We start from the raw sequence: 22,529 nt of genomic DNA, 5'->3' as shown, positions 1-22,529 counted from the left end.
GACAGGCAGGGCACCACCCTGCCCCCAAGCCGTCACTTGGCCAGCATGGCGCAAAGCAGTTCGAACATGATCGACACGCCCAGGAAGGCGGTTCCGCCGGATTGATCGAAGGGCGGAGAGACCTCGACCAGGTCCGCCCCCACGATGTCCAGCCCTTCCAGTTCTCGGCAAGCCTGCAACGCCTGGTAACTGTTGGGGCCGCCCACTTCCGGCGTGCCGGTCCCGGGCGCAAAGGTCGGATCGACAAAGTCGATGTCGTAGCTGACGTAACAGGGCGCACTGCCCACGGTTGCGCGCGCCTCTTCCATGACCTCGGCCACGCCACGGGCAAAGAACTCCTCGATCGGGACGATGCGGATGCCGTTCGCGGCGGCGAAATCGCGGTCCTCGGAATCGTACATCGTGCCGCGAATGCCGATCTGGATGACCCGTTTCGGATCCAGCAATCCCTCTTCGACGGCCCGGCGGAAGGGCGTGCCATGCGTGTACATCGTGCCCCCGAAATAGCTGTGGAAGAGATCCGTGTGGCTGTCGAAATGCACCATGCCCAGCGGACCGTCCTTGGCCAGCGCCCGCAGGACCGGAAGCGAGGTCAGGTGGTCGCCACCCGCCGTCAGCGGCCGAATGCCCGCCTGCCGCAGCTGCGTGTAAAAGGCAGTGATGCGCGCCATGCTGTCGGGGATGTCCGCCGGGTTCGGCCCGACATCGCCAAGATCGGCGCAATTGGCTGCCTCGAAGGGGCGCATGCCGTTCGCCGCGTGCTGTGCGCGGATCATGGTCGAGGCATCGCGCAACTGGCGCGGGCCGTGACGCGGCCCGGGACGGTTGGTGGTGCCACTGTCCCAGGGCACGCCGACAAGGCCGATCTGCACATCCTTGAACCGCGGGTGGTCCGACGTCAGGTGCGGCAGGCGCATGAAGGTCGGCACCCCGGCAAAGCGCGGCAGGTCGAAACCTGAGACAGGGTGAAAGAACGGGTCGGACATTGCAGGCTCCAGTCGTTGCGGGGGCGAGGGGCCAGCCCCTCGCGCTCCCCGGGAGTATTTTCACCAAGAAGAAGACAGGGGCGTGCTCAGGTGGTCAAGCGGGCGTGGCGGGTGACGGGGCCATCTCCCTGTTGCCGGATGCGGGATATGGCCTCTTTGATCGGCTCGTAGGCGACGGCCATGTGGTAGGCATTGGCATGGATCAGCGTGTCGGGGTCCGCGACCCAGGCCACATGGCCCTTCCAGAACATCAGGTCGCCGCGTTCGGGGGGCGTGCCGGGGGGCAGGGCCCGGCCCAGTGCCTCTTGCATGTCGCTGTCGCCGGGGCAGTCTTGCCCGCAGGCGTGCAGCGCGATCTGGACGAGGCCTGAACAGTCGATGCCCAAGGCGCTGTTGCCTCCCCAGAGGTAGGGGGTGTTGAGGAGCCGTTCGGCCACGGCGACGGGATCGGCCTCTGGATGGTCGACAGGCGCAAGGTGTTGGCCCGGGATGTACAGATCACGCGGGGTGGCCCCCCGAGCCCAGGCGACCCGCGCCCAGCCGTCGATTTCTTCGATAACGGCCAGTCGGGTTCCCAGTGACAGTGGCGTGATTTGCCCCATCTGCTTGAGACCTGGGGTGGTTTTGCCATAGCTCCGAGCGCTGGCGATACGGTGGGTCTCGGGTTCCTTGGGTATCCCGACCAGATCGCTGGCCGCGACCCAGCCCACGTAGCCGTCCCGTTCCGCGAACCCGTAGGCCCAGCCGTCTGCCAGTTCCAGAACCTGAAACGGCGCGCCGCGCAGCAACTGCCGGTCGCGGGCGCCCTTGGGTTTTGTCAGCAGGTCCGCGATGGGGGCAGCGATCCGGTGCCGCTCGCCCTCGACGAAACGGTCCGCCTCGACTTGCCCTGTCAGCGAGACATGGGCCACCCGGCCATTGAAGGGCGTCAGGCGGCGGTCCATCAGAGGTTCAGAACCTGCGGCAGCGCATCGAGGATCGCCCGCGGGCCCTGCATCAGCCCGCCCTTGGCACGGCCCGGTTCGGGCTTGGGCTGCCAGGAATAAATGTCGAAATGCGCGTAGCGTGCGGCCTGCCCGGTGAAGCGGCGCAGGAACAGCGCGGCGGTGATCGAGCCGGCAAAGCCGCCCGACGGCGCGTTGTCGAGGTCGGCGATGCCCGGTTCGATCATTGCCTCGTAGGGCGCGTGGAAGGGCATCCGCCAGACCGGGTCTGCGGCACCGGGGGCAGCACCCGCCAGCGCGCCGGCAAAATCCTCGGCATCGGTGTAGAAAGGCGCCAGGTCCGGCCCCACGGCCACGCGGGCCGCCCCGGTCAGCGTCGCCATCGAGATCATCAGGTCCGGCGTTTCCTCGTCGCCATAGGCCAGTGCATCTGCCAGCACCAACCGCCCCTCGGCGTCGGTATTGTTGATCTCGACCGTCAGCCCCTTGCGTGACTGCAGGATGTCGCCGGGGCGGAAGCTGTGGCCGGATACGCTGTTTTCCACCGCCGGGATCAGCAGCCGCAGGCGCAGCGGCAGGTCCAGCGCCATGATCGCCTGCGCCAGCCCGATGGTATTGGCCGCGCCACCCATGTCCTTTTTCATCAGACCCATCGAGCCGCCGGGTTTCAGGTTCAGCCCCCCGGTGTCGAAACAGACCCCCTTGCCGACCAGCGTCAGCATAGGCCCCGAACGGCCCCAGCGCATGTCGATCAGCCGCGGCACCTGCCCGGCGGCGCGGCCTACCGCGTGGATCATCGGGAAATATGTCTTTTCCGACAGCAGGTCTTCGCCGGCGATGACCGCGACCTCGGCACCGAACCGGCCTGCCAGCGCCCGCACCTCGGCCTCCAGCGCCTCCGGCCCCATGTCCGAGGCCGGCGTGTTCACCAGATCGCGGGTCAGCGTCTCGGCCTCTGCCAGGATCTCGATCCGGCGGGGGTCGATGCCCTCGGGCGCGACAAGCGTCCGTTCGCGCCCCCCCTGTTCGCGGTAGCGACCGTAGGAATACCCCGACAGCAGCCAGCCCAGCGCCTCGGTCGCCGCGCATTCCGGCGGCAGGCCGGAGGCAATCCGGTAACTCCCCGGCGCCAGCCCCGGGATCGCACCGGCCAGCGGGAACCGATGGCGCGCGCGCGCGTCGGAACTGCCGTAGCCCGCAAGCGCCCCCACCGGCGTGCCATCCGGCCCCGGCAGCATCAGCGCCGTGCCCAGCCCGCCGGCAAAGCCGCTGGCCTCGACCCAGGCGCGTGTCGGTGCGTCCTGCCCGTCCAGCCAGGCGGCCAAGGCATCGGCTTCGATCACGTAGAGCGGCAGGGGGGAAGTATCGGGCGTGGCAAAGGACACGGGCATGGAGGCTCCTGTAACAAGGTGCCGCCAGCCTATTGCCTGCGCCGCCCGCCGCAAGCGGATTTCACGACCCGTTCAGACGGTGAACTCGTTGAGATCCCAGAGCTCGGTCAACGAGCGTTCGCCCACCCGCGCCAGCCGGGCCAATGTCGCCGCTTCGGCCACCGCATCGCCCAGCTCGATACAGGCCATGACATCATGGGCCACCTCGCTCAGCGAACACAGGCCGATCTGGTCGGCGATCGCCGCAAGGGCGCGCAGCCCCTTGTGCATGTCCTCGCGCGGCCCTTTCAGGGCCTGGGTCTGGATAAGGCACATGCGCTGTGCCAGTTCCTCCATCGCACGGCAAACCACGTCTTCGGCCGCCGGTCTGCCCAGATCGGTGCACAGCGTCTCGATCTGCGCCGGATCAACGGCGGGTCGTTCCGCCGGTGCCAGATAGGTAACCTCTTTCACATCTCACCCCATTCAAGTGCCCCACGCAGGGCGCAACATGCCCTCGGCGGGGTTCTCAAAAGGTTATTCCAGAGACGTGTTTTCGCTCGAATTTCCCGTGAATTCATCGTAGTTGGACCGAACCCTTGCGACGACCGGAGGATTTCATGGAATTCGCTCGCCCCCTGCCCGGATTTCTACTGCAGCGCTATCATGGCTGGAAAGCCACCACGCACGCTGAAAACAGTGCCTGGTACCGCCGTCTTGCCGATGAAGGCCAGCGGCCGCGGGCGATGGTGATTTCCTGCTGCGATTCGCGAGTCCACGTGACGTCGATCTTCGGCGCGGACCAGGGCGAGTTCTTCATTCACCGCAACATCGCCAACCTGGTGCCCGTCTACGAACCCGATGGCCAGCACCACGGCACCTCGGCGGCCGTGGAATACGCGGTCATGGCGCTCAAGGTCGCGCATCTGATCGTGCTGGGACATTCCAGCTGTGGCGGTGTGCAGGGATGTCTGGACATGTGCGAAGGCCGCGCCCCCGAACTGGAGGAAACGGGCAGCTTCGTCGGCCGCTGGATGGACATCCTGCGCCCCGGATACGAGGCGGTGAAGGGCGACGCGGACATGCCGCACGCCCTGGAACGCGAGGCCGTTTCCGTGTCGCTGCGCAACCTGATGACCTTCCCCTTCGTGCGCGAGGCGGTCGAAGCGGGCAAGCTGGGGCTTCACGGTCTCTGGGTCGATATCGGCAGCGGCGAGTTGCAGAACCTCGACGGCAAGTCCGGCCAGTTCGTCCCGGTCTGACGCCGGCCTTACACAAACCGTCTTTTGGCCCGGCTGTGTCCGGGCCTTTTCGTTTCCGCCCTTTAGGCGCGGGCCGCACGGGCCGCAGCGCGCGGCAGATCCAGTTCGCCGGTCTGTCCGGTCCGATGCGCGCGAACGCAGGGCCGCCCGATCCGGGCCGAAATGGTGGCCAGGGGGACACCCAGGTCGCTGCCGGTGCAAAGCCCCTCGCCGGTGTCGTTCAGGATGACCATGTGGCCCCGGCGAAAGACCAGCCGGAACCCCTTGGCGCAGAGCTGTTCATGAAGGGCCTGCCAACTGGCGGCGCGTTCCAGGATCGGCGTCAGGAACAATCGCAGCAGCGACAGGGCCTCACTGTCCAGGGGCCTTGGAAGGCCGGATGTCCGGGGGGCGTTCGGCCAATTGGCCTGCGGTATGGCAGTGTGAAACATCCTACGTCTCCTTGCCGATCCAGAAAGCGTGGCACCGAATTGCGGCAAAACTTGGGCAACTCCGGCCGCCCGCCCAGAATTCGACACGAAAGGAAAACCGGGCGTTAACCATGCGTGCGGCACGGTATCAGCATGGAAGAGACGGAAATCACCCTGCGCCTGCCGCGTCCCCTGCACGATGCGGCGACCCGCCTGTCGGCCCGGCAGGGCACGACGTTGGATCACCTCCTGCAAAAGGCATTGACCCGCACGGTCCGGGACGCGGCCGCACACAGGGCCGCCCCCGGTCCCGCGTTGGCCGCATGCCTTCGGGACAGGCTGTCACCGGATTTCGCCAGGGCGCGCAGTTGGCCCGAACTCCAGGGCCGGCTGCTGCTCAAGGGCTACCGCCTGCGCCAATCGGTGGAGGGGCTCGTGCTATACCATCAACCGGGAGGGCAGCGGATCTGTACGCTTTCGGCTCTGGACCAATGCGCCGAGGCACTGGCCAGGAGGTTCGGGCGCGCCTTCCCCGCCCATGCCAACAGCTGGATACCGGACACGGCACACGCCACGGAACGGGACGCTCTGCGCCCCGCGGGATAGCCCCGGATACGAAAGAACCCGCGCACGTGGCGCGGGTTCTGTTGATGCCTATGGCCGGAACGCGGCCCGTGACCTGGGAAACCTCCGCCGGAGGTGCCGCCGCGCCGTCGCGCGGCGCCTCAAATCACCCTTTCTTGAGCGCCTTCTGGCCCAGCACCTCGGCGATCTGCACCGCATTCAGCGCCGCGCCCTTGCGCAGGTTGTCGCTGACGCACCACAGGTTCAGACCGTTGTCGATGGTCGAGTCCTGGCGGATGCGGCTGATGAAGGTGGCGAAATCGCCCACGCATTCGACCGGCGTGACGTAACCACCGTCCTCGCGCTTGTCGATCACCATGATGCCGGGCGCCTCGCGCAGGATGTCGCGCGCCTCGTCCTCGTCCAGGTAGTCCTCGAATTCCAGGTTGATCGCCTCGGCGTGACCGACAAAGACAGGCACGCGCACGCAGGTCGCCGTGACCTTGATCGACGGATCGACGATCTTCTTGGTCTCGGCGACCATCTTCCACTCTTCCTTGGTCGAACCGTCTTCCATGAAGACGTCGATATGCGGAATGACGTTGAAGGCGATCTGCTTCTGGAATTTCTTCGGCGGCACCTCGTCAGTGGGATTGTAAACCGCCTTGGTCTGGTCCCACAGCTCGTCCATGCCTTCCTTGCCGGCGCCGGAGACCGACTGGTAGGTCGACACGACGACGCGCTTGATCTTGGCGCGGTCATGCAGCGGCTTCAGCGCCACGACCATCTGCGCGGTCGAGCAGTTCGGGTTCGCGATGATGTTCTTCTTGGTATAGCCCATGACCGCGTCGGCATTCACCTCGGGCACGATCAGCGGCACGTCCGGGTCGTAGCGGTAGAGCGACGAGTTGTCGATCACCACGCAGCCCGCGGCCGCGGCCTTGGGGGCGAATTCCTTGGTCGGCCCCGAACCCACGGCGAACAGCGCCATGTCCCAGCCGGTGAAGTCGAAGGTGGCAAGGTCCTGGGTCTTGAGGGTCTTGTCGCCAAAGCTCACTTCTGTGCCCAGCGATTTTCGCGACGCAAGCACGGCAATCTCGTCGACGGGGAACGCCCGTTCGGCGAGGATGTTGAGCATCTCGCGGCCCACGTTGCCCGTGGCGCCTACGACGACAATACGGTAGCCCATCTGGCCCTCCTCTGGATCTGCGCCGCCGGAAGCAGGCGGAATGCCCCGCCGGCGGACTGGCGCGGTACTTATCGCAGGTGCAGCATGGGCGAAAGCCCCCATCGGCGTCACAAACGCTTCAGAAGCGCGCAAAGGACCGCCTGACCCACCGGAACGCGCCCAAAAATTCGGCATGTGGGACAAGTGATAATCCGCCGGTACTCGCAACTGCAGAAATAAGCAGCTTGCCTGTTTGGTGTTCAGTAACCTAAGAGTTGAAAAAACGGAGCACTCGCATCAGGCGAACTGGCCCACTTCGACACACGTCGATTTCGGGTCTGAGCTTGGGTATAAGCTTCGCACGGCCATAAGCGAGGGACAGGGCTGAATGTTCTACAAGATCGTGACGGCATTGTCCCGGGCGCAGAAACAGGCGCTCTTCATCCTGATGGATGCCATTGTCGTCCCGCTTGCCATGTTCGCCGCCCTGGTCCTGGCCGCAACCGTCACCCCCGACAGCACGACCGTCTCGGCCCTCTTGCCATTGGTGCTGATCCTCAACGTCACGGCCGTTGGCCTGGGATGGTGGCTGGGGCTGACGCGGATCACGCTGAATGCCTATGAAATGCGCGGAGTCATCCGCACCGCCACCTATGCCGGCCTGCTGGCCGCGCTGGGCCTGGCCCTGAACGCGGCGATGGGCACCGGCCTGCCGCTGGGCGCCTTCGTCATCTTCGGCCTGCTGTTGCTGGTCATGTCGGCCACATGGCGCATCGCCCTGCGCCAGTTCACCCTGCATGTCTACCGTCACGGCAAGGACCGGATGCGGGTGCTGATCTACGGCGCCGGGCAGACCGGCCAACAGCTGGTTGCTGCCCTCCGCCATGACGAGGCGATCCTGCCGGTCGCCTTCATCGACGACAACCCGACCCTGCAAAGCCTCATGGTCTCGGGCCTGCGCGTGCACGCGCCCTCCAGCCTCAAGAAACTGGTGCTGGACAAGGATATCGACCGCGTCGTCCTGGCCATGCCCTCGATCAGCCAGCCCGCGATCGCCCGGATTGCGCATAAACTGCGCCACATCGGCTGCGAGGTGCACGCCCTGCCCTCCTTTGCCGCGATGGTCGGCGAGGGCGAGATCCGCAAGCAGGTCAGCCCGGTGTCGATCCAGGACCTGCTGGGCCGCAGCCGCCTGGAAAGCGAACTGCCCGGCGTCAGCCACGTCTATTCCGGCCGCCGCATCCTCGTCTCCGGCGCGGGCGGGTCCATCGGGTCGGAACTCTGCCGCCAGCTGATCGCCTGCAAACCGGCCTGCGTGGTGCTGGTCGATCACTCGGAACTGGCGCTCTACAACATCGACAAGGAACTGCGTGACATCGGTGACGGGCTGCACATCGTGCCCGTTCTGGCCTCGGTGCTGGACGAACAGCGGATGCGCGACGTCCTGATCGAACACGACATCGACGTGGTCCTGCACGCCGCCGCCTACAAGCATCTGCCGCTGGTGGAAAAGAACGTCATGGCGGGCCTGCGCAACAACGTGCTGGGCACCAAGGTGCTGGCAGAGGCATCGCGCGCCGCAGGGGTCGACCGGTTCATCCTGGTCTCGACCGACAAGGCCGTGCGCCCGACCAATGTCATGGGCGCGTCCAAACGCCTGGCCGAACTGGTGATCCAGGATCTCGCCGCCCGCACCCCCGGCACCCGCTTCTCGATGGTGCGCTTCGGCAACGTGCTGGGCTCGTCCGGGTCGGTCATCCCGCTGTTCGAGGAACAGATCGCACGCGGCGGTCCCGTCACGCTGACCGATCCGCAGGTGACGCGCTATTTCATGACGATCTCCGAGGCCGCGCGCCTGGTTCTGCTGGCCGGGTCCTTTGCCCGCGGCGGTGACGTCTTCGTGCTGGACATGGGCGATCCGGTCCCGATCCGCAAACTGGCCCGCCAGATGATCGAGGGTGCGGGTTTCTCTGTCCGCGACGATGACAACCCGGGCGGCGACATCGAAATCAAGATCACCGGCTTGCGCCCGGGTGAGAAACTGCACGAAGAGCTGCTGATCTCGCCCGACATGCTGACCACGCCGCACACCAAGATCCTGCGCGCCCAGGAAAGCTTTCTCTCGGAATTCGAGATGGCCACCGCGCTCAAGGACCTGCGCCTGGCCATCGAAGCCTACGACGAAGCCGCCGCCCGCGCCGTTATCCTGCGCTGGGTGGAACAGGCAGAGCTGGACGAGGCCGCACAGTCGGTCTGACCGGTTCGGGCCGGGCCGTCAGGCCCGCCCCGCCGCCTTTGCCTCAACGGTCCGGAATGTCCGTCCGCGCGTCCAGTGGTCCCCAGGTCTCGACGATCTCCATCGCTTCGGCCGCATTCTCGACATAGCGGAACAGGTCCAGGTCCTCGCGGCTGATCGTGCCCGCATCGGCCAGCGCATCCCAGTTGATGATCCGCTCCCAGAATTCGCGCCCGAACAGCAACATCGGCACCCGCTGCATCCGGCCCGTCTGGATCAGGGTCAGCGTCTCGAACAGCTCGTCCAGCGTGCCGAACCCGCCGGGAAAGACGCAGATCGCCTTGGCCCGCATCAGGAAATGCATTTTGCGGATCGCGAAGTAGTGAAAGTTGAAGGCCAGCTCCGGCGTGACATAGGGGTTCGGCGCCTGCTCGTGCGGCAGCACGATGTTCAGCCCCACCGAAACGCCCCCCTCTTCATGCGCCCCCAGATTTCCCGCCTCCATCACGCCCGGCCCGCCGCCGGTGCAGACGACGTATTCGCGGTTGCCCGTCTCCTTGGACTTGCGCGTCATCAGCCGGGCAAACTCGCGCGCCTCGTCGTAAAAGCGGGACAGGTCGGCCAGTGTCTGCGTCCGCGCCTTGTCCTTGTCCGCGGGCGCGGGAATGCGCGCCCCGCCGAACAGCACCACGGTCGAGTCGATCTGGTACTGGTCCATCAGCATCTCGAACTTCAGCAGTTCCAGCTGCAGACGCACCGGGCGCAGTTCCTCCTGGCCCATGAAATCCACGTCCGCAAAGGCCAGCCGATAGCTGGGCGATTGCGTCTGCGGGGTCTGCGGGACGTGCTCGGCCGTGCTCCGGTCGAGGTTGGCGTCGCGCAGCGGGCTGCGGCGGTCTTCTTTCATGTCGCGGCTCCTTGTTCGCCTCTTCTCAGGACTATAGCCTGCCGGACCGAAGCGCCAGTTGCCGCGTGCCCTCGCGGCCCGGCGGCGCCCCCTGCCGCAGGAGACCGCACATGGACTGGACATCGGAAATCGAAAACGCCGCCGGCAGGATCGCGGGCTACACGGTCCGGACCCCGGTCATGCACAGCGACGCCCTGTGGGACCGCGACATCGGCCTGAAACTGGAACAGTGCCAGCACACCGGCAGCTTCAAGGCGCGCGGGGCCTTCAACACCCTGCGCGCCTCGGATGTGCCGGCGGGCGGCGTGGTGGCGGCCTCGGGCGGCAACCACGGCGCGGCGGTGGCCTTTGCCGCGCAACGGCTGGGTCATCGGGCACGCATCTTCGTCCCGGAAATCGCAGGACCCGCCAAGATTGCCCTGATCGAACGCACCGGGGCCGAGCTGACCGTGGTGCCGGGCGAATACGCCGACGCGCTGGACATGGCCCGCCGCTACGAGGACGAACAGGGCGCCATGCAGATCCACGCCTATGACGCGCCGCTGACCGTGGCGGGCCAGGGCACCCTGCTGCGAGAGTGGGAGGCGCAGGGGCTGGAGGCCGACACGGTTCTGATCGCCGTCGGTGGCGGCGGGCTGATCGCGGGCGCGCTGGCCTGGGCACAAGGCGCGCGCAAGATCGTCGCCGTCGAACCCGTGCCCTGCAACGCGCTGGAGGCCGCGCGGGCGGCGGGCAAGCCCGTGGACGTGGCGGTATCTGGCGTCGCGGCCAACGCGCTGGGGGCGCGGCGCATCGGCGACATCTGCTTTGGCCTCGCACAGCAGTTCGACACGCCGGTCGTCACCGTCCCCGACGCCGCCATCCTCGACGCGCAAGCCGCGCTCTGGCAGGCGCACCGCCTGCTGGTGGAACCGGCGGGCGCCACGGCCCTCGCCGCCCTGCGCTGCGGCGCCTATGTACCCGAACCGGATGAGCGAGTGGCGGTGCTGGTCTGCGGCGGCAACATCGCGCCCGACCCGCTGGGCTGACTGCGCCGGAAACCTGCCTGCCCCTGGGGCAGCGGATAGGATTGTCCCACCCGGGCAAGGCCGCTATAGGGCTTCGGAACAATATTTCGTGGGGAGAGGACCGCATGTCCAACGCACAACTTGAAACGGCCATCGAAGCCGCCTGGGAAAACCGCGCCGAGATCACGCCCTCGACCGGCGGCGAAACGCGCGAGGCGATCGAGGACACGCTGAACGCGCTCGACAGCGGCAAGCTCCGCGTAGCCGAACGCCAGGACAACGGCGACTGGCACGTCAACCAGTGGGCCAAGAAGGCCGTGCTGCTGGGCTTCCGCCTCAAGGACATGGAACAGCAGGACGGCGGCCCGCAGGGCGGCCACTGGTGGGACAAGGTCGACAGCAAGTTCAAGGGCTGGGGCGACAATGAATGGAAAGCCGGCGGCTTCCGCGCCGTCCCCAATGCCATCGTCCGCAAATCCGCCTTCATCGCGCCCGGCGTGGTGCTGATGCCCTCTTTCGTGAACCTCGGCGCCTATGTCGACGAGGGCACGATGGTCGACACCTGGGCCACCGTCGGCTCCTGTGCGCAGATCGGCAAGAACGTGCACCTGTCGGGCGGCGTCGGTATCGGCGGCGTGCTGGAACCGATGCAGGCCGGCCCCACCATCATCGAGGACAACTGCTTTATCGGCGCCCGCTCCGAAGTGGTCGAAGGCTGCATCGTCCGCGAAGGCTCGGTCCTGGGCATGGGTGTCTTCATCGGCCAGTCCACCAAGATCGTCGACCGTGAAACCGGTGAGGTCTTCATGGGTGAGGTGCCGCCTTACTCGGTGGTGGTTGCCGGCTCGATGCCGACCAAAAACAACCTGAACCTCTATTGCGCCGTGATCGTGAAGCGCGTCGACGAGCGGACCCGCTCCAAGACCGGCATCAACGAACTTCTGCGCGACTGATCGCGGAACCACGGACAGCCGGGCGGGTTCAAGACGCATGACCGACACGCGCCTCCCCCGCCCGGCATGATCGCCAGCCTCTCTCTCCTGCCGCTGCTGGCGGTCTTTGCCGGTTCGGCGGCGGTCCTCGTGATTACCGCCATCCGCGCCACCGACCTGGCCGACATCCTGGCCGACCGCACCCGCATGGGCGAGGCGCTGGTCGGCGCGATCCTCCTGGGCGCGGCCACCTCGCTGGCGGGCACCATCGTCTCGATCAACGCCGCGGCCTCTGGCGATGCCTCTTTCGCCTTTTCCAACGCCGTGGGCGGGATCGCCGCCCAGACGCTGTTCCTTGCGCTGGCCGACCTGACCTATCGCAAGGCCAATCTCGAACATGCCGCCGCAGAGCCGGCCAACCTGTTCCAGTCGGTCCTGCTGATCCTGCTGCTCTGCCTGCCGCTGGCCGCAATCGCAGGACCGAATATCAGCTTCTGGGGCATTCACCCGGCCTCGCCCCTGCTGGTCATGGTCTACCTCGGCGGGTTGCACCTGACGGCACGCCTGCGCGATGAACCCATGTGGCAGCCGGTGCAGACCCCGGAAACCCGCACCGATACGCCAGAGGACAGCAGCGAACCGCACCGATCGGCCCTGAAACCGGCGCTGGGATTTGCCGCGCTGGTGGCGGTCATGGGCCTCTGCGGCTGGGTCATCAGCCAGGTCGGCGGGACGCTGATCGCGCGCTTCGGTATGGGCTCGACGCTGGTGGGCGCGCTGGTCACCGCTGTCGTCACCTCGATGCCGGAACTGGTGACAACGCTGGCCGCCACCCGGCGCGGGGCGCTGCAACTGGCGCTTGGCGGGATCATCGGCGGCAACACCTTCGACACCCTGTTCCTGGTCTTCGCCGATACCGCTTACCGCGAGGGGTCGCTCTATCACGCGGTGGGGACGCAAGACCTATACTGGCTGGTGACGGGGCAGATGATGACCGCCGTCCTCTTGGCCGGGCTGATCCTGCGGCAACGCCACGGCCCGGCACAGATCGGGTTGGAGAGCCTTCTGCTGATCCTGATCTACGGCGGGGCTGTGGCCCTCGCGGTGGTCGGCGGCTGAGACGTCGTATCCCGGCGAGGCTTTCAGTTCTGGACCCTGGGTGCGGCCCGGTTCCACGATCCAATCTCCAGGGGGGCAAGGGCGCATCCCGCGCCGCTGCCCTTACTCCGCCGCCACGGCCTCGGCCCCGGCCACCAATCCCTCTGCCGATGAGGCCGCCACCGGGTCCTGCGCATGGCTGAGCAGCCAGCCCTGCAATGCCGCCGGTGTCACCCGGCGCGCCCCCAGTGCTTCGGCGAACCGCCTTGCCAGCGCCTCTTCCCCCGGGAAGAACCGGCGGAACAGGTCCGCCGCGACCGATGCCGGAACCGGCCCGAGTTCCAGATGCACATCCGCCCGTCCCGGACGGATCAGCGCCGGATCCAGCCGCTCGGGGTGGTTGGTGGTCATGACCAGAACCCGCCCCTCCTGCGCCGCCACCCCGTCGATGGCATTGAGCAGACCGGAAAAGCTGATGCCCGACCGGGCCTCTCCCTGACCACGCCCGGCAAAGCTGGCGTCGATGTCCTCCAGCACCAGGAAGGCGCCCTTGGGGGCCGAGGCCAGCCCACTGCGCAGGTCCTCGTCCGACAGGCCGGGACTTGCCAGGCTGACACTGGCCAGGTCCTTGCCCAGGTCGCTGGCCAGCGCGCGGATCACGCTCGACTTGCCGGTGCCCGGCGGCCCGTACAGCAGGTAGCCCCGCCGCCAGGGCACGCCCCGCGTCCGGTACCAATCCTCGTTGCCGTAGAACCAGGCCATGTCGTCGCGCAGCCGCTCGATCCGGTCGTCCTCGGCCAGGATCGTGTCCAGCGCGCGGCGCGGCATCTCGCAGACATGGTCCCACCAGTCGCCCCGCAGGACGTGCAGGATCGGCGCACGCTCTTCCTCGGCGGCGCAGATCGCGGCACCGTCGTCGACCCAGCTCCGCAGCACCTCGGATCGGCCGAACAGCATGGTCACGGTCAGCACCTCCATCGGGCCGCCGTCGCCGCCGACACGGGTCTTTTCCCGCAGGGACCGCTCAAAGGAACACAGCCGCCCGCCATGCAGGAACCAGTGGCGCCCCTCGGCGGGGGCAAAGATCTCGGCCCGGCCCGCGCGAACACCTGTGGCCTGCACCTGCCGGATGCGCCGAAGCACGCCCTTGCGGTCCAGCCAGACATAGAGATGCCGGTAGGCCTCGGACCGGTTGTCGACGGTCATTGACACCGCCCAGCGGCGCCGCGCCTGCGCGCGGGCCATGCCATAGACCATGCGCAGGATGCCGATCGCGGCCCCGAAGACGCCCAGCGCCAGGCCACCGGCAAAGAAATCGCTGCCCACCGCGCGGGTGAGCATATCTGTCAGGAAACTGTCCATGAAACCATCGGCGCATCACGCGCCGCTCTTGGAAAATCAGCCCCGCACGGGGGCAGTCGGGTCTTAAAGGATGGGGCCCGTGAGGGCAGCTAGCTTGTCGATTGTCATAGGCGCCCTCCTTTCCGTCGAGGTGTTTCGGATGCGCCCTGATACCGCCACCCCGCGATTCGGGCCAAGTGAGGTTTTCCCGACGCCCCGCACCGCCGTGACCGGAATGCCACAGCCCCCGTCTTGACAGCCCGCCCGCAAAGGCACATCCCACGGCGCGTAATGCCACGAAGGAGCGCGGATATGGCGGGCAAGAAACCGCAACAGGTCTACACCCTGCTGGTCGAGGTCGGCCGCAAGTCCGGCGATGGCCTGCCCGACAAGGCAACCGGCGCGGGCCTGATGTGCTACGCCTCCGGCGTGGACGAGGCAGAGGCCGTGCGCGAAACCGTCGCCATCCTGAAACAGGCCGACATGGCGCCTCTGGATGTCACCGGTTACGGCACCCGCGAGGAACGCGAGGCACAGGGCCACGAGATCGACGACGACGAAGCGACCCTGATGGATCGCGCGCTGGCGGAAAACGCGGTGATCGTGGCCCAGGTCTCGCCCTTCTTCGACTGATCGTCAGGCGGCGCGGGTCTCGGCCAGGGTGATCGCCTCGAAGGGCGCCAGCACTTTCAGCGAACGGCCACCATGTTCCGGCATCAGCCCCGGCGGCACCTCTGCCAGCAGGGTTTCGCGCAGGATCTCGCGGTGGCGCCGCAGTCGTCCGACGTAAAGGCTCTCGATCCCGGCGCCTTCGGACACCAGCGCCTCGTGCCCCGGCAGCAGCAGCTGGTGCCATGTCACCAATGGCCCGGTGTCCTCGAAGACCGCCGCGCGCCCGTTCACCAGCGCCGAGGCGGGCACCAGCACCGCCTCGCAGCCGAAAAGATAGGCGACGTCCGTGCCGGAGACGACCAGGCTTTGCCCCGGCGCCACCACCAGGTCCGCGCGCAGCCCGAAATAGGGCGCCCGCAGGCGCACCGGGCGGAACGATCCGCGCGCCGGAACGCGGCGCTCCAGCGGCGCCAGCACCGGCACCACCGCCCCGCTCCGCGTCAATACCGAGTCGCCACAGCGCAGATCGGCCACCGGCCGCGCGCCCTGCGGCGTCTCGACCTGCGTTGCCGCGTCCAGCGTCGGCACCGGCCCCAGCGGCTCGACCGCCTCGCTGAGCGCGCACAGCGCCAGCCCCTGTCCGTTCAGCGCCTGCGCATCTGCCGCCAGCAACGGCGGCGGCGCCGCGATGTCTCGGAGCGCCAGCAGCGTGCCATCGGTGCGTTCCGCCGCGACCCGTCCCCGCCGCGCCGGGCTGTCCCAGGCATAGGTGATCCGCAAGCCGCCCTCGCGCCGGTCCAGGTCCAGCGGCAGCACCGCCTGCACCACTTGGGTGCCCTGCGTCACCACCAGCGCAAGTCCCTCGCCCGGCAGGGCCGTCAGGGACAGGCTCCCAGGCCAGGGCGTTTCACGCTCCAGCGTCACCAGCCGCTCGGGCCGGGTGGCCCCGGTGACAGGCACCTCCACCATCAGCGTTCCGCGCGGCATCAGGCGATCTGCCGGGCTCTCCGCCCAGTCGGGCCGCAGCCAGCGACCGCCCTCATCCGCCACAGCAATCCAGCCCATGCCGCCCCTCTCTTGCCCCTGTGCAACAGGCCTAGCACGCCCACCCGTCCCGCGCCATTTGCCAAGCGCCGCAGGGCGGGGTAGCCCTGTGCCACGTCACACCCAAGGAGCCGCCGATGACCACCGATCCGGTCGATCTTACCGCCCGCCTCGTGCAATGCCCCTCTGTCACGCCGGAAGAGGGCGGCGCCCTTGTCCTGTTGCAGGACCTGCTGGAAGGCGCGGGCTTTGCCTGCACCCGTGTCGATCGCGGCGAGGTGTGCAATCTCTTTGCCCGCTGGGGCGACAAGGGCCACGCCCGCAGCTTCGGCTTCAATGGGCACACGGACGTGGTACCCATCGGCAACCCCGACGACTGGACCCACGCCCCTTTCGGCGCCGAGATCGAGGACGGGTTCCTCTATGGCCGGGGCGCCACCGACATGAAATCCGGCGTCGCCGCCTTTGCCGCCGCCGCCATCGACTATGTCACCGACACCCCCCCGGACGGCGCCCTGATCCTGGCCATCACGGGTGATGAAGAGGGCGATGCCGTGGACGGCACCACCGCCCTGCTCGACTGGATGTCCGAGAACGACGAACAGATGAGCGTCTGCATCGTCGGCGAACCCACCTGCCCCGACCACATGGGCCAGATGATGAAGATCGGGCGGCGCGGCTCGATGAATGCCCATTTCACCGTCACCGGCAAACAGGGCCATTCCGCCTATCCCCACCGCGCGGTGAACCCGATGCACGCGATGGCGCGGCTGATGGACAGGCTGGCCTCGCATGAACTGGACCAGGGCACGGATCATTTCGATCCCTCCACCCTGGCCGTTGTCACCATCGACACCGGCAACCCGGCCACCAACGTGATCCCGGCGCAGACGCGCGGCACGGTCAACATCCGGTTCAACGACACCCACACGGGCGCCGCGCTGTCCGACTGGCTGCGCGAAGAGGCGGCAAAGGTGGACGCCGCCTTCGGCACCACCACCGAGGTCCGGATCAAGATCTCGGGTGAGAGCTTTCTCACACCGCCGGGGCCGCTGTCCGACCTCGTGTCGCGCGCGGTCGCGGTGGAAACCAACATCACGCCAGAGATGTCCACCACCGGCGGCACTTCGGACGCTCGGTTCGTCAAGGATCACTGCCCGGTGGTGGAATTCGGCCTCGTGGGCAAGACCATGCACGCGGTCGACGAACGGGTCGAGATCGCCCATGTGCACCAGCTCAAGGCGATCTACACCCGGATGCTGCGCGACTATTTCGCCTGACCGCCACCATGCAACGCACCCTGATCGTCATGGTCAAGGAACCGCGCCCCGGCCGGGTCAAGACCCGGCTGGCGCGGGACATTGGCAGCGTGGCCGCCGCCTGGTGGTTCCGGCACCAATGCGCGCGCCTGTTGCGGCGCCTGCGCGATCCGCGCTGGCGGATCGTGCTGGCGGTCTCGCCTGACCGCGACGGCATGGCCTCGCGCTGCTGGCCCGACGACCTCACCCGCCTGCCGCAGGGCTCCGGCGATCTTGGCGCCCGCATGGCCCGGGCGATGCGATCCGCGGCCCCCGGTCCGGTCTGCGTGATCGGTGCCGATATTCCCGGCATCACCCGTGCCGCGGTCTGGCGCGCCTTCCGCGCCCTGGGCAAGGCTGGGGTGGTCTTTGGCCCGGCCGAGGACGGCGGCTATTGGCTGGTCGGTGTGCAAAACGCCCGACGATTTCCGCAAGGGCTGTTCCGTGACGTGCGCTGGTCCACCGAACACGCGCTGAGCGACACCGAAGCCTCGGTCGCCGGGCACCGGGTCGCGCGGATCGATGTCCTGGCGGATGTGGACCGGGCCACGGACCTCGACAGGGGGACACGCCGCTTCGAAGCGGCTTGGGGCAAGCGTTTCCAAACGCGTTGCCCCTCACCCCGCCGGTTTCGACATGACGCCGCCCCGCGCCCATGCTACGCCAACCTCATGAGCAAGCTGCCCACCAAGGCGGATGTCCTCGACTGGATCTCCGCCAACCCGACCCTCACCTCGAAACGCGACATCGCCAAGGCCTTTGGCATCAAGGGGGCTGACCGGATCGACCTCAAGCGCATCCTGCGCGAGCTGGAGGACGAGGGGCACCTTGAAAAGCGCCACAAGACCTATCGCGACCCGGATCGCCTGCCGCCTGTCAGCGTGCTGCAGGTCAAGGCGCCGGACGACAACGGCGACCTTTTTGCGCGCCCCCTGGAATGGCACGGCGAAGGGGTCGAACCCACCGTGCTGATTATCGCCCGCGCCAACGACCCGGCTCTGGGCGAGGGCGACCGCATCCTGGCCCGCCTGCAGGTGGTCCATCACGCCGATCACAACTACGAGGCCCGCCTGATCCGCCGCATCGGCACCTCGCCGCGCAAGGTGGTGGGCATCTTCCGCAAGGGCGCCGAGGGCGGGCGCATCCTGCCCATCGACAAGGGCTCGGACAAGGAATGGACGGTCTCGCCCGATGCCACCGGCGGCGCCCAGGATGGCGAGCTGGTCGAGGCGGAACAGGCCGGACCCAAGGGCCGCATGGGCCTGCCCAAGGCGCGCATCGTGCTGCGGCTGGGCGATCCCACCGCGCCGCGCGCGGTGTCCCTGATCGCCATCCACCAGCACGGCATTCCCGACGATTTCCCCGAACAGGTTCTGGCCGAGGCCGACAGCATGAAGCCCGCCGGCCTCAAGGGCCGCACCGACCTGCGCGAGCTGCCGCTGATCACCATCGACCCTTCCGATGCCCGCGACCATGACGACGCGGTCTTTGCCGAACCGGACGAGGACCCTCAGAACGAGGGCGGGCATGTCCTCTGGGTCGCCATTGCCGACGTGGCCCATTACGTCACCCCCGGCTCGGCGCTGGACCGCGAGGCCAAGATGCGGGGCAACTCCTCTTACTTTCCCGACCGGGTGGTGCCGATGCTGCCCGACCGGCTGTCCGGCGATCTGTGTTCGCTGCACGAGGGCGTGCCGCGCGCCTGCATCGCGGCGCGCATCCGCATCGACGCCGAGGGCAACAAGCTGGGGCAGAAATTCTACCGCGCCCTGATGCGCTCGCCTGCCTCGCTCAGCTACCAGGAGGTGCAGGCGGCCATAGACGGGCAGCCCAACGACAAGTGCGGACCGCTGCTGGAGCCGGTGCTGAAACCGCTCTACGCCGCCTATGCCGCCCTGCGCGCGGCCCGCGAACGCCGCCAGCCGCTGGACCTCGACCTGCCGGAACGCAAGATCGCGCTGGACGAGGACGGCAAGGTCACGTCCGTCAATTTCGCCGACCGGCTGGATGCGCACAAGCTGATCGAGGAATTCATGGTGCAGGCCAATGTCGCCGCCGCCGAAACCCTGATCGCCAAGGACACGCCGCTGCTGTTCCGCGTCCACGAGGAACCGCCCGTCGACAAGCTGGAGTCGCTCCGCGACACGGCTCAGGCTGCCGGGCTGACGCTGGCCAAGGGACAGGTGCTGAAAACCCGCCACCTCAACCAGCTGTTGCACCAGGCGGCCAAAACCGGCGAGGCGGAACTGATCAACCTCGCCACCCTCAGGTCGATGACGCAGGCCTATTACAGCCCCAAGAACTTTGGCCACTTCGGGCTGGCGCTGCAGAACTACGCACATTTCACCTCGCCCATCCGGCGGTATTCCGACCTGATCGTGCACCGCGCCCTGATCACCGCCCACAAGTGGGAGGGCGACGGCCTCAGCCAGGAGGACATCGAGCGGCTGGACGCCACAGCGCAGCACATATCAGACACCGAACGCCGATCGATGATGGCAGAGCGCGACACCACCGATCGCTACCTGGCCGCCTACCTCTCTGACCGGCTGGGGGCGGAATTCACCGGCCGCGTCTCCGGCATCGCCAAGTTCGGGATCTTCGTGAAACTCGACGAGACCGGCGCCGACGGGCTGGTGCCCATCGGCACGCTGGGCAACGAGTATTTCCATTTCGACCGCGACGCTGGCACGCTGATGGGCGGCGACACGGGCCGGATCATCGGGCTGGGGATGCGCGCGCGGGTGAAACTGGTCGAGGCCGCGCCGGTGACAGGCGGCATCGCGTTTGAACTGCTGGAGCTGGACGACGAGGAATACGAAAGCCGCCAGGGCGGACGGTTTTCGCGCGGCAAGGGCCGCCCCCGTGGCAAATCCGGCCCTTCGCCCCGCCGCAAACAGGCCAAGGCCAAGGCCAAGGATGCCAAGACCAAGCGCAAGGTGACCCGGCAGCGGCGCTCAAAGGGCTAGAGCGTCAGCGGCAACCCGGCATACAGCCGCTCCCGCCCCCGCGCGACATAGCCCATCAGGTTGTCGCGCCCGCGCAGGTTGTCGCGCAGCCGCGTCCGCACCGGAAGGTGGTCGATCATGCTCAGCACCGGCAGAGTGCTGGCATCCGCGGCCGTGGGCTGATCCCCGAACAGCCAGTCCTTCTCGCCCAGTTGCACCGTCAAACTGTCCAGGTCTGCGCCCATCTGGGTCAAGCGATCACCCTCCGAGAAACGCGCAATACCGTGGCCTTTCAGCCCCTTGACCACCCTGCCCCGCATGATCCCCGAGACGATGCCACGGAGAGGCGCGGGGACCGTGGCGAAAAACACCGGCCCCATCACGGCCCAGCAGTCGTCCCGCGCCCAACGGTCATGCACCAGCCCCTGCCGCAGCGTGTCTTCGACCATGCGCATCAGTACATGCGCCTGCGCCCGCTCTTCCAGCCCGAGGCCCGGGAACAGGTCCGCCCCCTGCCCGGTCAGCCAGCGCAGGATCAGGGTGCTGTCGGGCACGATCCCGTCGGGCGTGCGCAGCGCGGGCAGCTTGCCCAGCGGCGCCTTGCGCGGGTCCGGATGCCAGTCCGGTTCCCAGTCGACACCCGCCAGTTGCAAGAGGATCATCGCCTTGGCGCAAAAGGGGCTGTGGCTGGGCTCGTCGAGACCGGGCGGGAACGTCATCAATTGCAGCATCGGAAAACCTCTCTTGGGCGGGATACCAACAGAATGGTCCATGCCGCCGGGCATATCCATGTTTCGTGCCAACACCCCACCGGGGGCGGCGGGAATCTGCATGCGGTGTCGCGGATGGCTTCGCAATTGCGCCCGGGCACGCTAATCTCTTGTAAAACCAAAGAGCAGCAGGACCCGATCCATGATGTGGCGCGCAACAACCGGGCTGATCGCCCTTGCCCTTTTCGCCCCGCTGGCGGCGGCGGAGGCGGTCGAGGTCTCCTTGCGCCCCGTCGCGCGTGGGGAACTGGAGGCCCGCGTGACCGACCGCGCCATTCCCGCCTCTCCCCGGCCCGTCGGACGCGGCGAGGCGCCCGAGGTCGAGGATCGCCCGCTGATCGTCGACGGCGTGCCGGAGGATGAGCTGGAGCTGGTCAGCCGCGCCGCCACGCTGACGCCCAGCCTGCTGGCGCCTACTGGCTCCCTCCGCCCCGTCCTGCGCCCTGCCGCGCTGGAAACACTGGCCGCACATTCCGCCCGGATCACCGGCACGCAGGCCGGGTTCCGCGACTGGGTGCGCGCGTTTCGCCCCCGCGCCCTGGAACAGGGGATCGAACCGGCTGTCTTCGATGCCGCCTTCAAGGGGGCAAAGTTCGACCGCAAGGTGGTGGAACGCGACCGCAACCAGTCCGAGTTCACCAAGACGATCTGGGACTACCTCGACAGCGCCGCCTCGGCGACCCGCATCCGCAACGGCAAGGCGGCGCTGAAAAAGCACCGAAAGCTGTTGGACAAGATCGAGGCGGAATACGGCGTGCAGAAAGAGATCGTCGTGGCGATCTGGGGTCTGGAATCCGCCTATGGCACCTTTCGCGGCAGCACCCCGGTGATCGAGGCGATGGCCAGCCTCGCCTATGACGCGCGGCGCGCCGAATTCTTCGAGGGAGAGCTGATCGACGCGCTGAGAATCCTGCAGGACGGGCACACGACACAGGCCAACCTGCGCGGATCCTGGGCCGGGGCGATGGGACACACCCAGTTCATGCCCGGCTCGTTCCAGCGGCTCTCGGTGGATCACGACGGCGACGGCAAGCGCGACATCTGGGGCGACGACCCCGCCGATGCCCTTGCCTCGACCGCCAATTACCTGAAATCCAACGGCTGGAAGACCGGCGTGCCCTGGGGGGTCGAGGTCCGCGTGCCCAAGGGCTTCGACTACATGCAGGCCAAGCGCGAGGTGACCCGCCTGCCCTCGGAGTGGGCCGACCTGGGCGTGCTGGACATTGATGGCAAGCCGGTCGGGGATTTCGGCCCGGCCTCGGTGCTGCTGCCCGCCGGGCATACCGGCGCGGCCTTCCTCGTCTTCGACAATTTCGAGGTGATCGAGACCTACAACACCGCCGATGCCTACGTCATCGGTGTCGGCCACCTGGCGGACCGCATCGCGGGCGGCAAGGCGATCCAGGGCAAATGGCCCCGGGGCGACCGCGCACTGACCTTCGAGGAACGCATCGAGCTGCAGCAGCGCCTGACCGCCGCCGGCTTCGACACCGAGGGCATCGACGCCAAGATCGGCCCGTTGACCGTCGAGGCGGTGCGCCAGTACCAGAGATCCCAGGGGCTGGTGCCGGACGGCTATGCCTCGCTCTCGGTGTTGAAGCGGCTGCGGTAAGGTTTCTGCTTTCGCCCGGC

At 67.6% G+C, this 22,529-nt stretch carries 20 protein-coding genes and 1 pseudogene; 11 read left to right on the top strand and 10 right to left on the bottom strand.

The window, feature by feature from the left end:
- Positions 1-32 precede the first annotated feature (32 nt).
- The 4 genes from speB to G9Q80_RS16545 form a co-directional block, all read right to left on the bottom strand.
- A complete protein-coding gene (speB, locus tag G9Q80_RS16560) occupies positions 33-986 on the bottom strand; it encodes an agmatinase (protein ID WP_088714693.1) in 954 nt (317 codons plus the stop codon).
- A gap of 86 nt (positions 987-1,072) precedes the next feature.
- Positions 1,073-1,930, bottom strand: coding sequence for a C40 family peptidase (locus tag G9Q80_RS16555; RefSeq protein ID WP_088714692.1), 858 nt, complete (start codon positions 1,928-1,930; stop codon positions 1,073-1,075).
- A complete protein-coding gene (locus tag G9Q80_RS16550; RefSeq protein ID WP_088714691.1) occupies positions 1,930-3,321 on the bottom strand; it encodes a leucyl aminopeptidase family protein in 1,392 nt (463 codons plus the stop codon). The genes G9Q80_RS16555 and G9Q80_RS16550 overlap by 1 nt, the downstream gene beginning before the upstream one ends.
- Positions 3,322-3,393: 72 nt before the next feature.
- Positions 3,394-3,774, bottom strand: coding sequence for a hypothetical protein (locus G9Q80_RS16545; RefSeq protein ID WP_043140751.1), 381 nt, complete (start codon positions 3,772-3,774; stop codon positions 3,394-3,396).
- Between the two features lie 146 nt (positions 3,775-3,920).
- On the opposite strand from G9Q80_RS16545, the gene G9Q80_RS16540 reads away from it, so the two are divergent.
- Positions 3,921-4,562: a carbonic anhydrase gene (locus G9Q80_RS16540; protein WP_043140748.1), complete on the top strand. Its 642-nt coding sequence runs from the start codon at positions 3,921-3,923 to the stop codon at positions 4,560-4,562.
- A 62-nt stretch (positions 4,563-4,624) separates the two neighbouring features.
- On the opposite strand, the gene G9Q80_RS16535 is transcribed toward G9Q80_RS16540, so the two are convergent.
- Positions 4,625-4,993, bottom strand: coding sequence for a hypothetical protein (locus G9Q80_RS16535; protein WP_074621893.1), 369 nt, complete (start codon positions 4,991-4,993; stop codon positions 4,625-4,627).
- Positions 4,994-5,125: 132 nt separating this feature from the next.
- On the opposite strand from G9Q80_RS16535, the gene G9Q80_RS16530 reads away from it, so the two are divergent.
- Positions 5,126-5,578 (top strand): hypothetical protein, encoded by a 453-nt coding sequence (locus G9Q80_RS16530; protein WP_133066381.1) that lies wholly within the window; start codon positions 5,126-5,128, stop codon positions 5,576-5,578.
- Between the two features lie 124 nt (positions 5,579-5,702).
- Here G9Q80_RS16530 and G9Q80_RS16525 read toward each other — a convergent pair whose 3' ends face one another.
- Positions 5,703-6,725 (bottom strand): aspartate-semialdehyde dehydrogenase, encoded by a 1,023-nt coding sequence (locus G9Q80_RS16525; protein WP_088714689.1) that lies wholly within the window; start codon positions 6,723-6,725, stop codon positions 5,703-5,705.
- Between the two features lie 367 nt (positions 6,726-7,092).
- Between G9Q80_RS16525 and G9Q80_RS16520 the strand changes: the two genes are divergently transcribed.
- Entirely contained in the window at positions 7,093-8,961 is a 1,869-nt protein-coding gene (locus G9Q80_RS16520; RefSeq protein ID WP_069210575.1) for a nucleoside-diphosphate sugar epimerase/dehydratase, read from the top strand.
- Between the two features lie 43 nt (positions 8,962-9,004).
- Here G9Q80_RS16520 and G9Q80_RS16515 read toward each other — a convergent pair whose 3' ends face one another.
- Positions 9,005-9,847 carry an LOG family protein gene (locus G9Q80_RS16515; protein WP_088714688.1) on the bottom strand — a complete coding sequence of 281 codons (843 nt, stop codon included), beginning with the start codon at positions 9,845-9,847 and terminating at the stop codon, positions 9,005-9,007.
- Positions 9,848-9,957: 110 nt separating this feature from the next.
- Between G9Q80_RS16515 and G9Q80_RS16510 the strand changes: the two genes are divergently transcribed.
- From G9Q80_RS16510 to G9Q80_RS16500, 3 genes are all read left to right on the top strand, one after another.
- On the top strand, positions 9,958-10,875 hold the full coding sequence (locus G9Q80_RS16510) for a threonine/serine dehydratase (protein WP_043140640.1): 918 nt from the start codon (positions 9,958-9,960) through the stop codon (positions 10,873-10,875).
- Between the two features lie 104 nt (positions 10,876-10,979).
- Positions 10,980-11,807: a 2,3,4,5-tetrahydropyridine-2,6-dicarboxylate N-succinyltransferase gene (dapD, locus tag G9Q80_RS16505; protein ID WP_043140638.1), complete on the top strand. Its 828-nt coding sequence runs from the start codon at positions 10,980-10,982 to the stop codon at positions 11,805-11,807.
- 66 nt (positions 11,808-11,873) lie between these two features.
- Positions 11,874-12,905 carry a sodium:calcium antiporter gene (locus G9Q80_RS16500; RefSeq protein WP_088714687.1) on the top strand — a complete coding sequence of 344 codons (1,032 nt, stop codon included), beginning with the start codon at positions 11,874-11,876 and terminating at the stop codon, positions 12,903-12,905.
- A 102-nt stretch (positions 12,906-13,007) separates the two neighbouring features.
- Here the strand turns inward: G9Q80_RS16500 and G9Q80_RS16495 are convergent, their stop codons facing one another.
- Positions 13,008-14,246, bottom strand: coding sequence for an AAA family ATPase (locus G9Q80_RS16495; protein ID WP_088714686.1), 1,239 nt, complete (start codon positions 14,244-14,246; stop codon positions 13,008-13,010).
- Between the two features lie 291 nt (positions 14,247-14,537).
- Between G9Q80_RS16495 and G9Q80_RS16490 the strand changes: the two genes are divergently transcribed.
- Entirely contained in the window at positions 14,538-14,858 is a 321-nt protein-coding gene (locus G9Q80_RS16490) for a DUF8846 family protein (RefSeq protein WP_043140633.1), read from the top strand.
- Between the two features lie 3 nt (positions 14,859-14,861).
- Here the strand turns inward: G9Q80_RS16490 and G9Q80_RS16485 are convergent, their stop codons facing one another.
- Positions 14,862-15,902, bottom strand: coding sequence for a Hint domain-containing protein (locus G9Q80_RS16485; RefSeq protein WP_088714685.1), 1,041 nt, complete (start codon positions 15,900-15,902; stop codon positions 14,862-14,864).
- A 116-nt stretch (positions 15,903-16,018) separates the two neighbouring features.
- On the opposite strand from G9Q80_RS16485, the gene dapE reads away from it, so the two are divergent.
- From dapE to rnr, 3 genes and pseudogenes are all read left to right on the top strand, one after another.
- Positions 16,019-17,161, top strand: a complete 1,143-nt coding sequence (gene dapE / locus G9Q80_RS16480) for a succinyl-diaminopimelate desuccinylase (RefSeq protein ID WP_088714684.1) — start codon at positions 16,019-16,021, stop codon at positions 17,159-17,161.
- An 8-nt stretch (positions 17,162-17,169) separates the two neighbouring features.
- Positions 17,170-17,724 (top strand): annotated as a pseudogene (locus G9Q80_RS28255) (TIGR04282 family arsenosugar biosynthesis glycosyltransferase); the annotation flags it as partial.
- Between the two features lie 126 nt (positions 17,725-17,850).
- On the top strand, positions 17,851-20,148 hold the full coding sequence (gene rnr, locus G9Q80_RS16470) for a ribonuclease R (protein WP_168246509.1): 2,298 nt from the start codon (positions 17,851-17,853) through the stop codon (positions 20,146-20,148).
- Here the strand turns inward: rnr and G9Q80_RS16465 are convergent.
- Positions 20,145-20,846, bottom strand: coding sequence for a glutathione S-transferase family protein (locus G9Q80_RS16465; RefSeq protein ID WP_184757135.1), 702 nt, complete (start codon positions 20,844-20,846; stop codon positions 20,145-20,147). The two genes, rnr and G9Q80_RS16465, sit on opposite strands and share 4 nt — an antisense overlap.
- Before the next feature lie 193 nt (positions 20,847-21,039).
- Between G9Q80_RS16465 and G9Q80_RS16460 the strand changes: the two genes are divergently transcribed.
- A complete protein-coding gene (locus G9Q80_RS16460; RefSeq protein ID WP_232788176.1) occupies positions 21,040-22,509 on the top strand; it encodes a lytic murein transglycosylase in 1,470 nt (489 codons plus the stop codon).
- Positions 22,510-22,529: the final 20 nt, after the last annotated feature.

This window comes from Mameliella sp. LZ-28, from assembly GCF_012274245.1.
Classification (GTDB): domain Bacteria; phylum Pseudomonadota; class Alphaproteobacteria; order Rhodobacterales; family Rhodobacteraceae; genus Antarctobacter; species Antarctobacter albus.
The sequence above is the reverse complement of the archived record's forward strand: the minus strand, read 5'-3'. Positions and strand labels throughout refer to the sequence as shown.

Bases quoted from the DNA above. Each gene is read 5' to 3' on its own strand.
- speB (WP_088714693.1), bottom strand. From the start codon at position 986: ATGTCCGACCCGTTCTTTCACCCTGTCTCAGGTTTCGACCTGCCGCGC.
- G9Q80_RS16555 (WP_088714692.1), bottom strand. From the start codon at position 1,930: ATGGACCGCCGCCTGACGCCCTTCAATGGCCGGGTGGCCCATGTCTCG.
- G9Q80_RS16550 (WP_088714691.1), bottom strand. From the start codon at position 3,321: ATGCCCGTGTCCTTTGCCACGCCCGATACTTCCCCCCTGCCGCTCTAC.
- G9Q80_RS16540 (WP_043140748.1), top strand. From the start codon at position 3,921: ATGGAATTCGCTCGCCCCCTGCCCGGATTTCTACTGCAGCGCTATCAT.
- G9Q80_RS16535 (WP_074621893.1), bottom strand. From the start codon at position 4,993: ATGTTTCACACTGCCATACCGCAGGCCAATTGGCCGAACGCCCCCCGG.
- G9Q80_RS16530 (WP_133066381.1), top strand. From the start codon at position 5,126: ATGGAAGAGACGGAAATCACCCTGCGCCTGCCGCGTCCCCTGCACGAT.
- G9Q80_RS16525 (WP_088714689.1), bottom strand. From the start codon at position 6,725: ATGGGCTACCGTATTGTCGTCGTAGGCGCCACGGGCAACGTGGGCCGC.
- G9Q80_RS16520 (WP_069210575.1), top strand. From the start codon at position 7,093: ATGTTCTACAAGATCGTGACGGCATTGTCCCGGGCGCAGAAACAGGCG.
- G9Q80_RS16515 (WP_088714688.1), bottom strand. From the start codon at position 9,847: ATGAAAGAAGACCGCCGCAGCCCGCTGCGCGACGCCAACCTCGACCGG.
- G9Q80_RS16510 (WP_043140640.1), top strand. From the start codon at position 9,958: ATGGACTGGACATCGGAAATCGAAAACGCCGCCGGCAGGATCGCGGGC.
- dapD (WP_043140638.1), top strand. From the start codon at position 10,980: ATGTCCAACGCACAACTTGAAACGGCCATCGAAGCCGCCTGGGAAAAC.
- G9Q80_RS16500 (WP_088714687.1), top strand. From the start codon at position 11,874: ATGATCGCCAGCCTCTCTCTCCTGCCGCTGCTGGCGGTCTTTGCCGGT.
- G9Q80_RS16495 (WP_088714686.1), bottom strand. From the start codon at position 14,246: ATGGACAGTTTCCTGACAGATATGCTCACCCGCGCGGTGGGCAGCGAT.
- G9Q80_RS16490 (WP_043140633.1), top strand. From the start codon at position 14,538: ATGGCGGGCAAGAAACCGCAACAGGTCTACACCCTGCTGGTCGAGGTC.
- G9Q80_RS16485 (WP_088714685.1), bottom strand. From the start codon at position 15,902: ATGGGCTGGATTGCTGTGGCGGATGAGGGCGGTCGCTGGCTGCGGCCC.
- dapE (WP_088714684.1), top strand. From the start codon at position 16,019: ATGACCACCGATCCGGTCGATCTTACCGCCCGCCTCGTGCAATGCCCC.
- rnr (WP_168246509.1), top strand. From the start codon at position 17,851: ATGAGCAAGCTGCCCACCAAGGCGGATGTCCTCGACTGGATCTCCGCC.
- G9Q80_RS16465 (WP_184757135.1), bottom strand. From the start codon at position 20,846: ATGACGTTCCCGCCCGGTCTCGACGAGCCCAGCCACAGCCCCTTTTGC.
- G9Q80_RS16460 (WP_232788176.1), top strand. From the start codon at position 21,040: ATGATGTGGCGCGCAACAACCGGGCTGATCGCCCTTGCCCTTTTCGCC.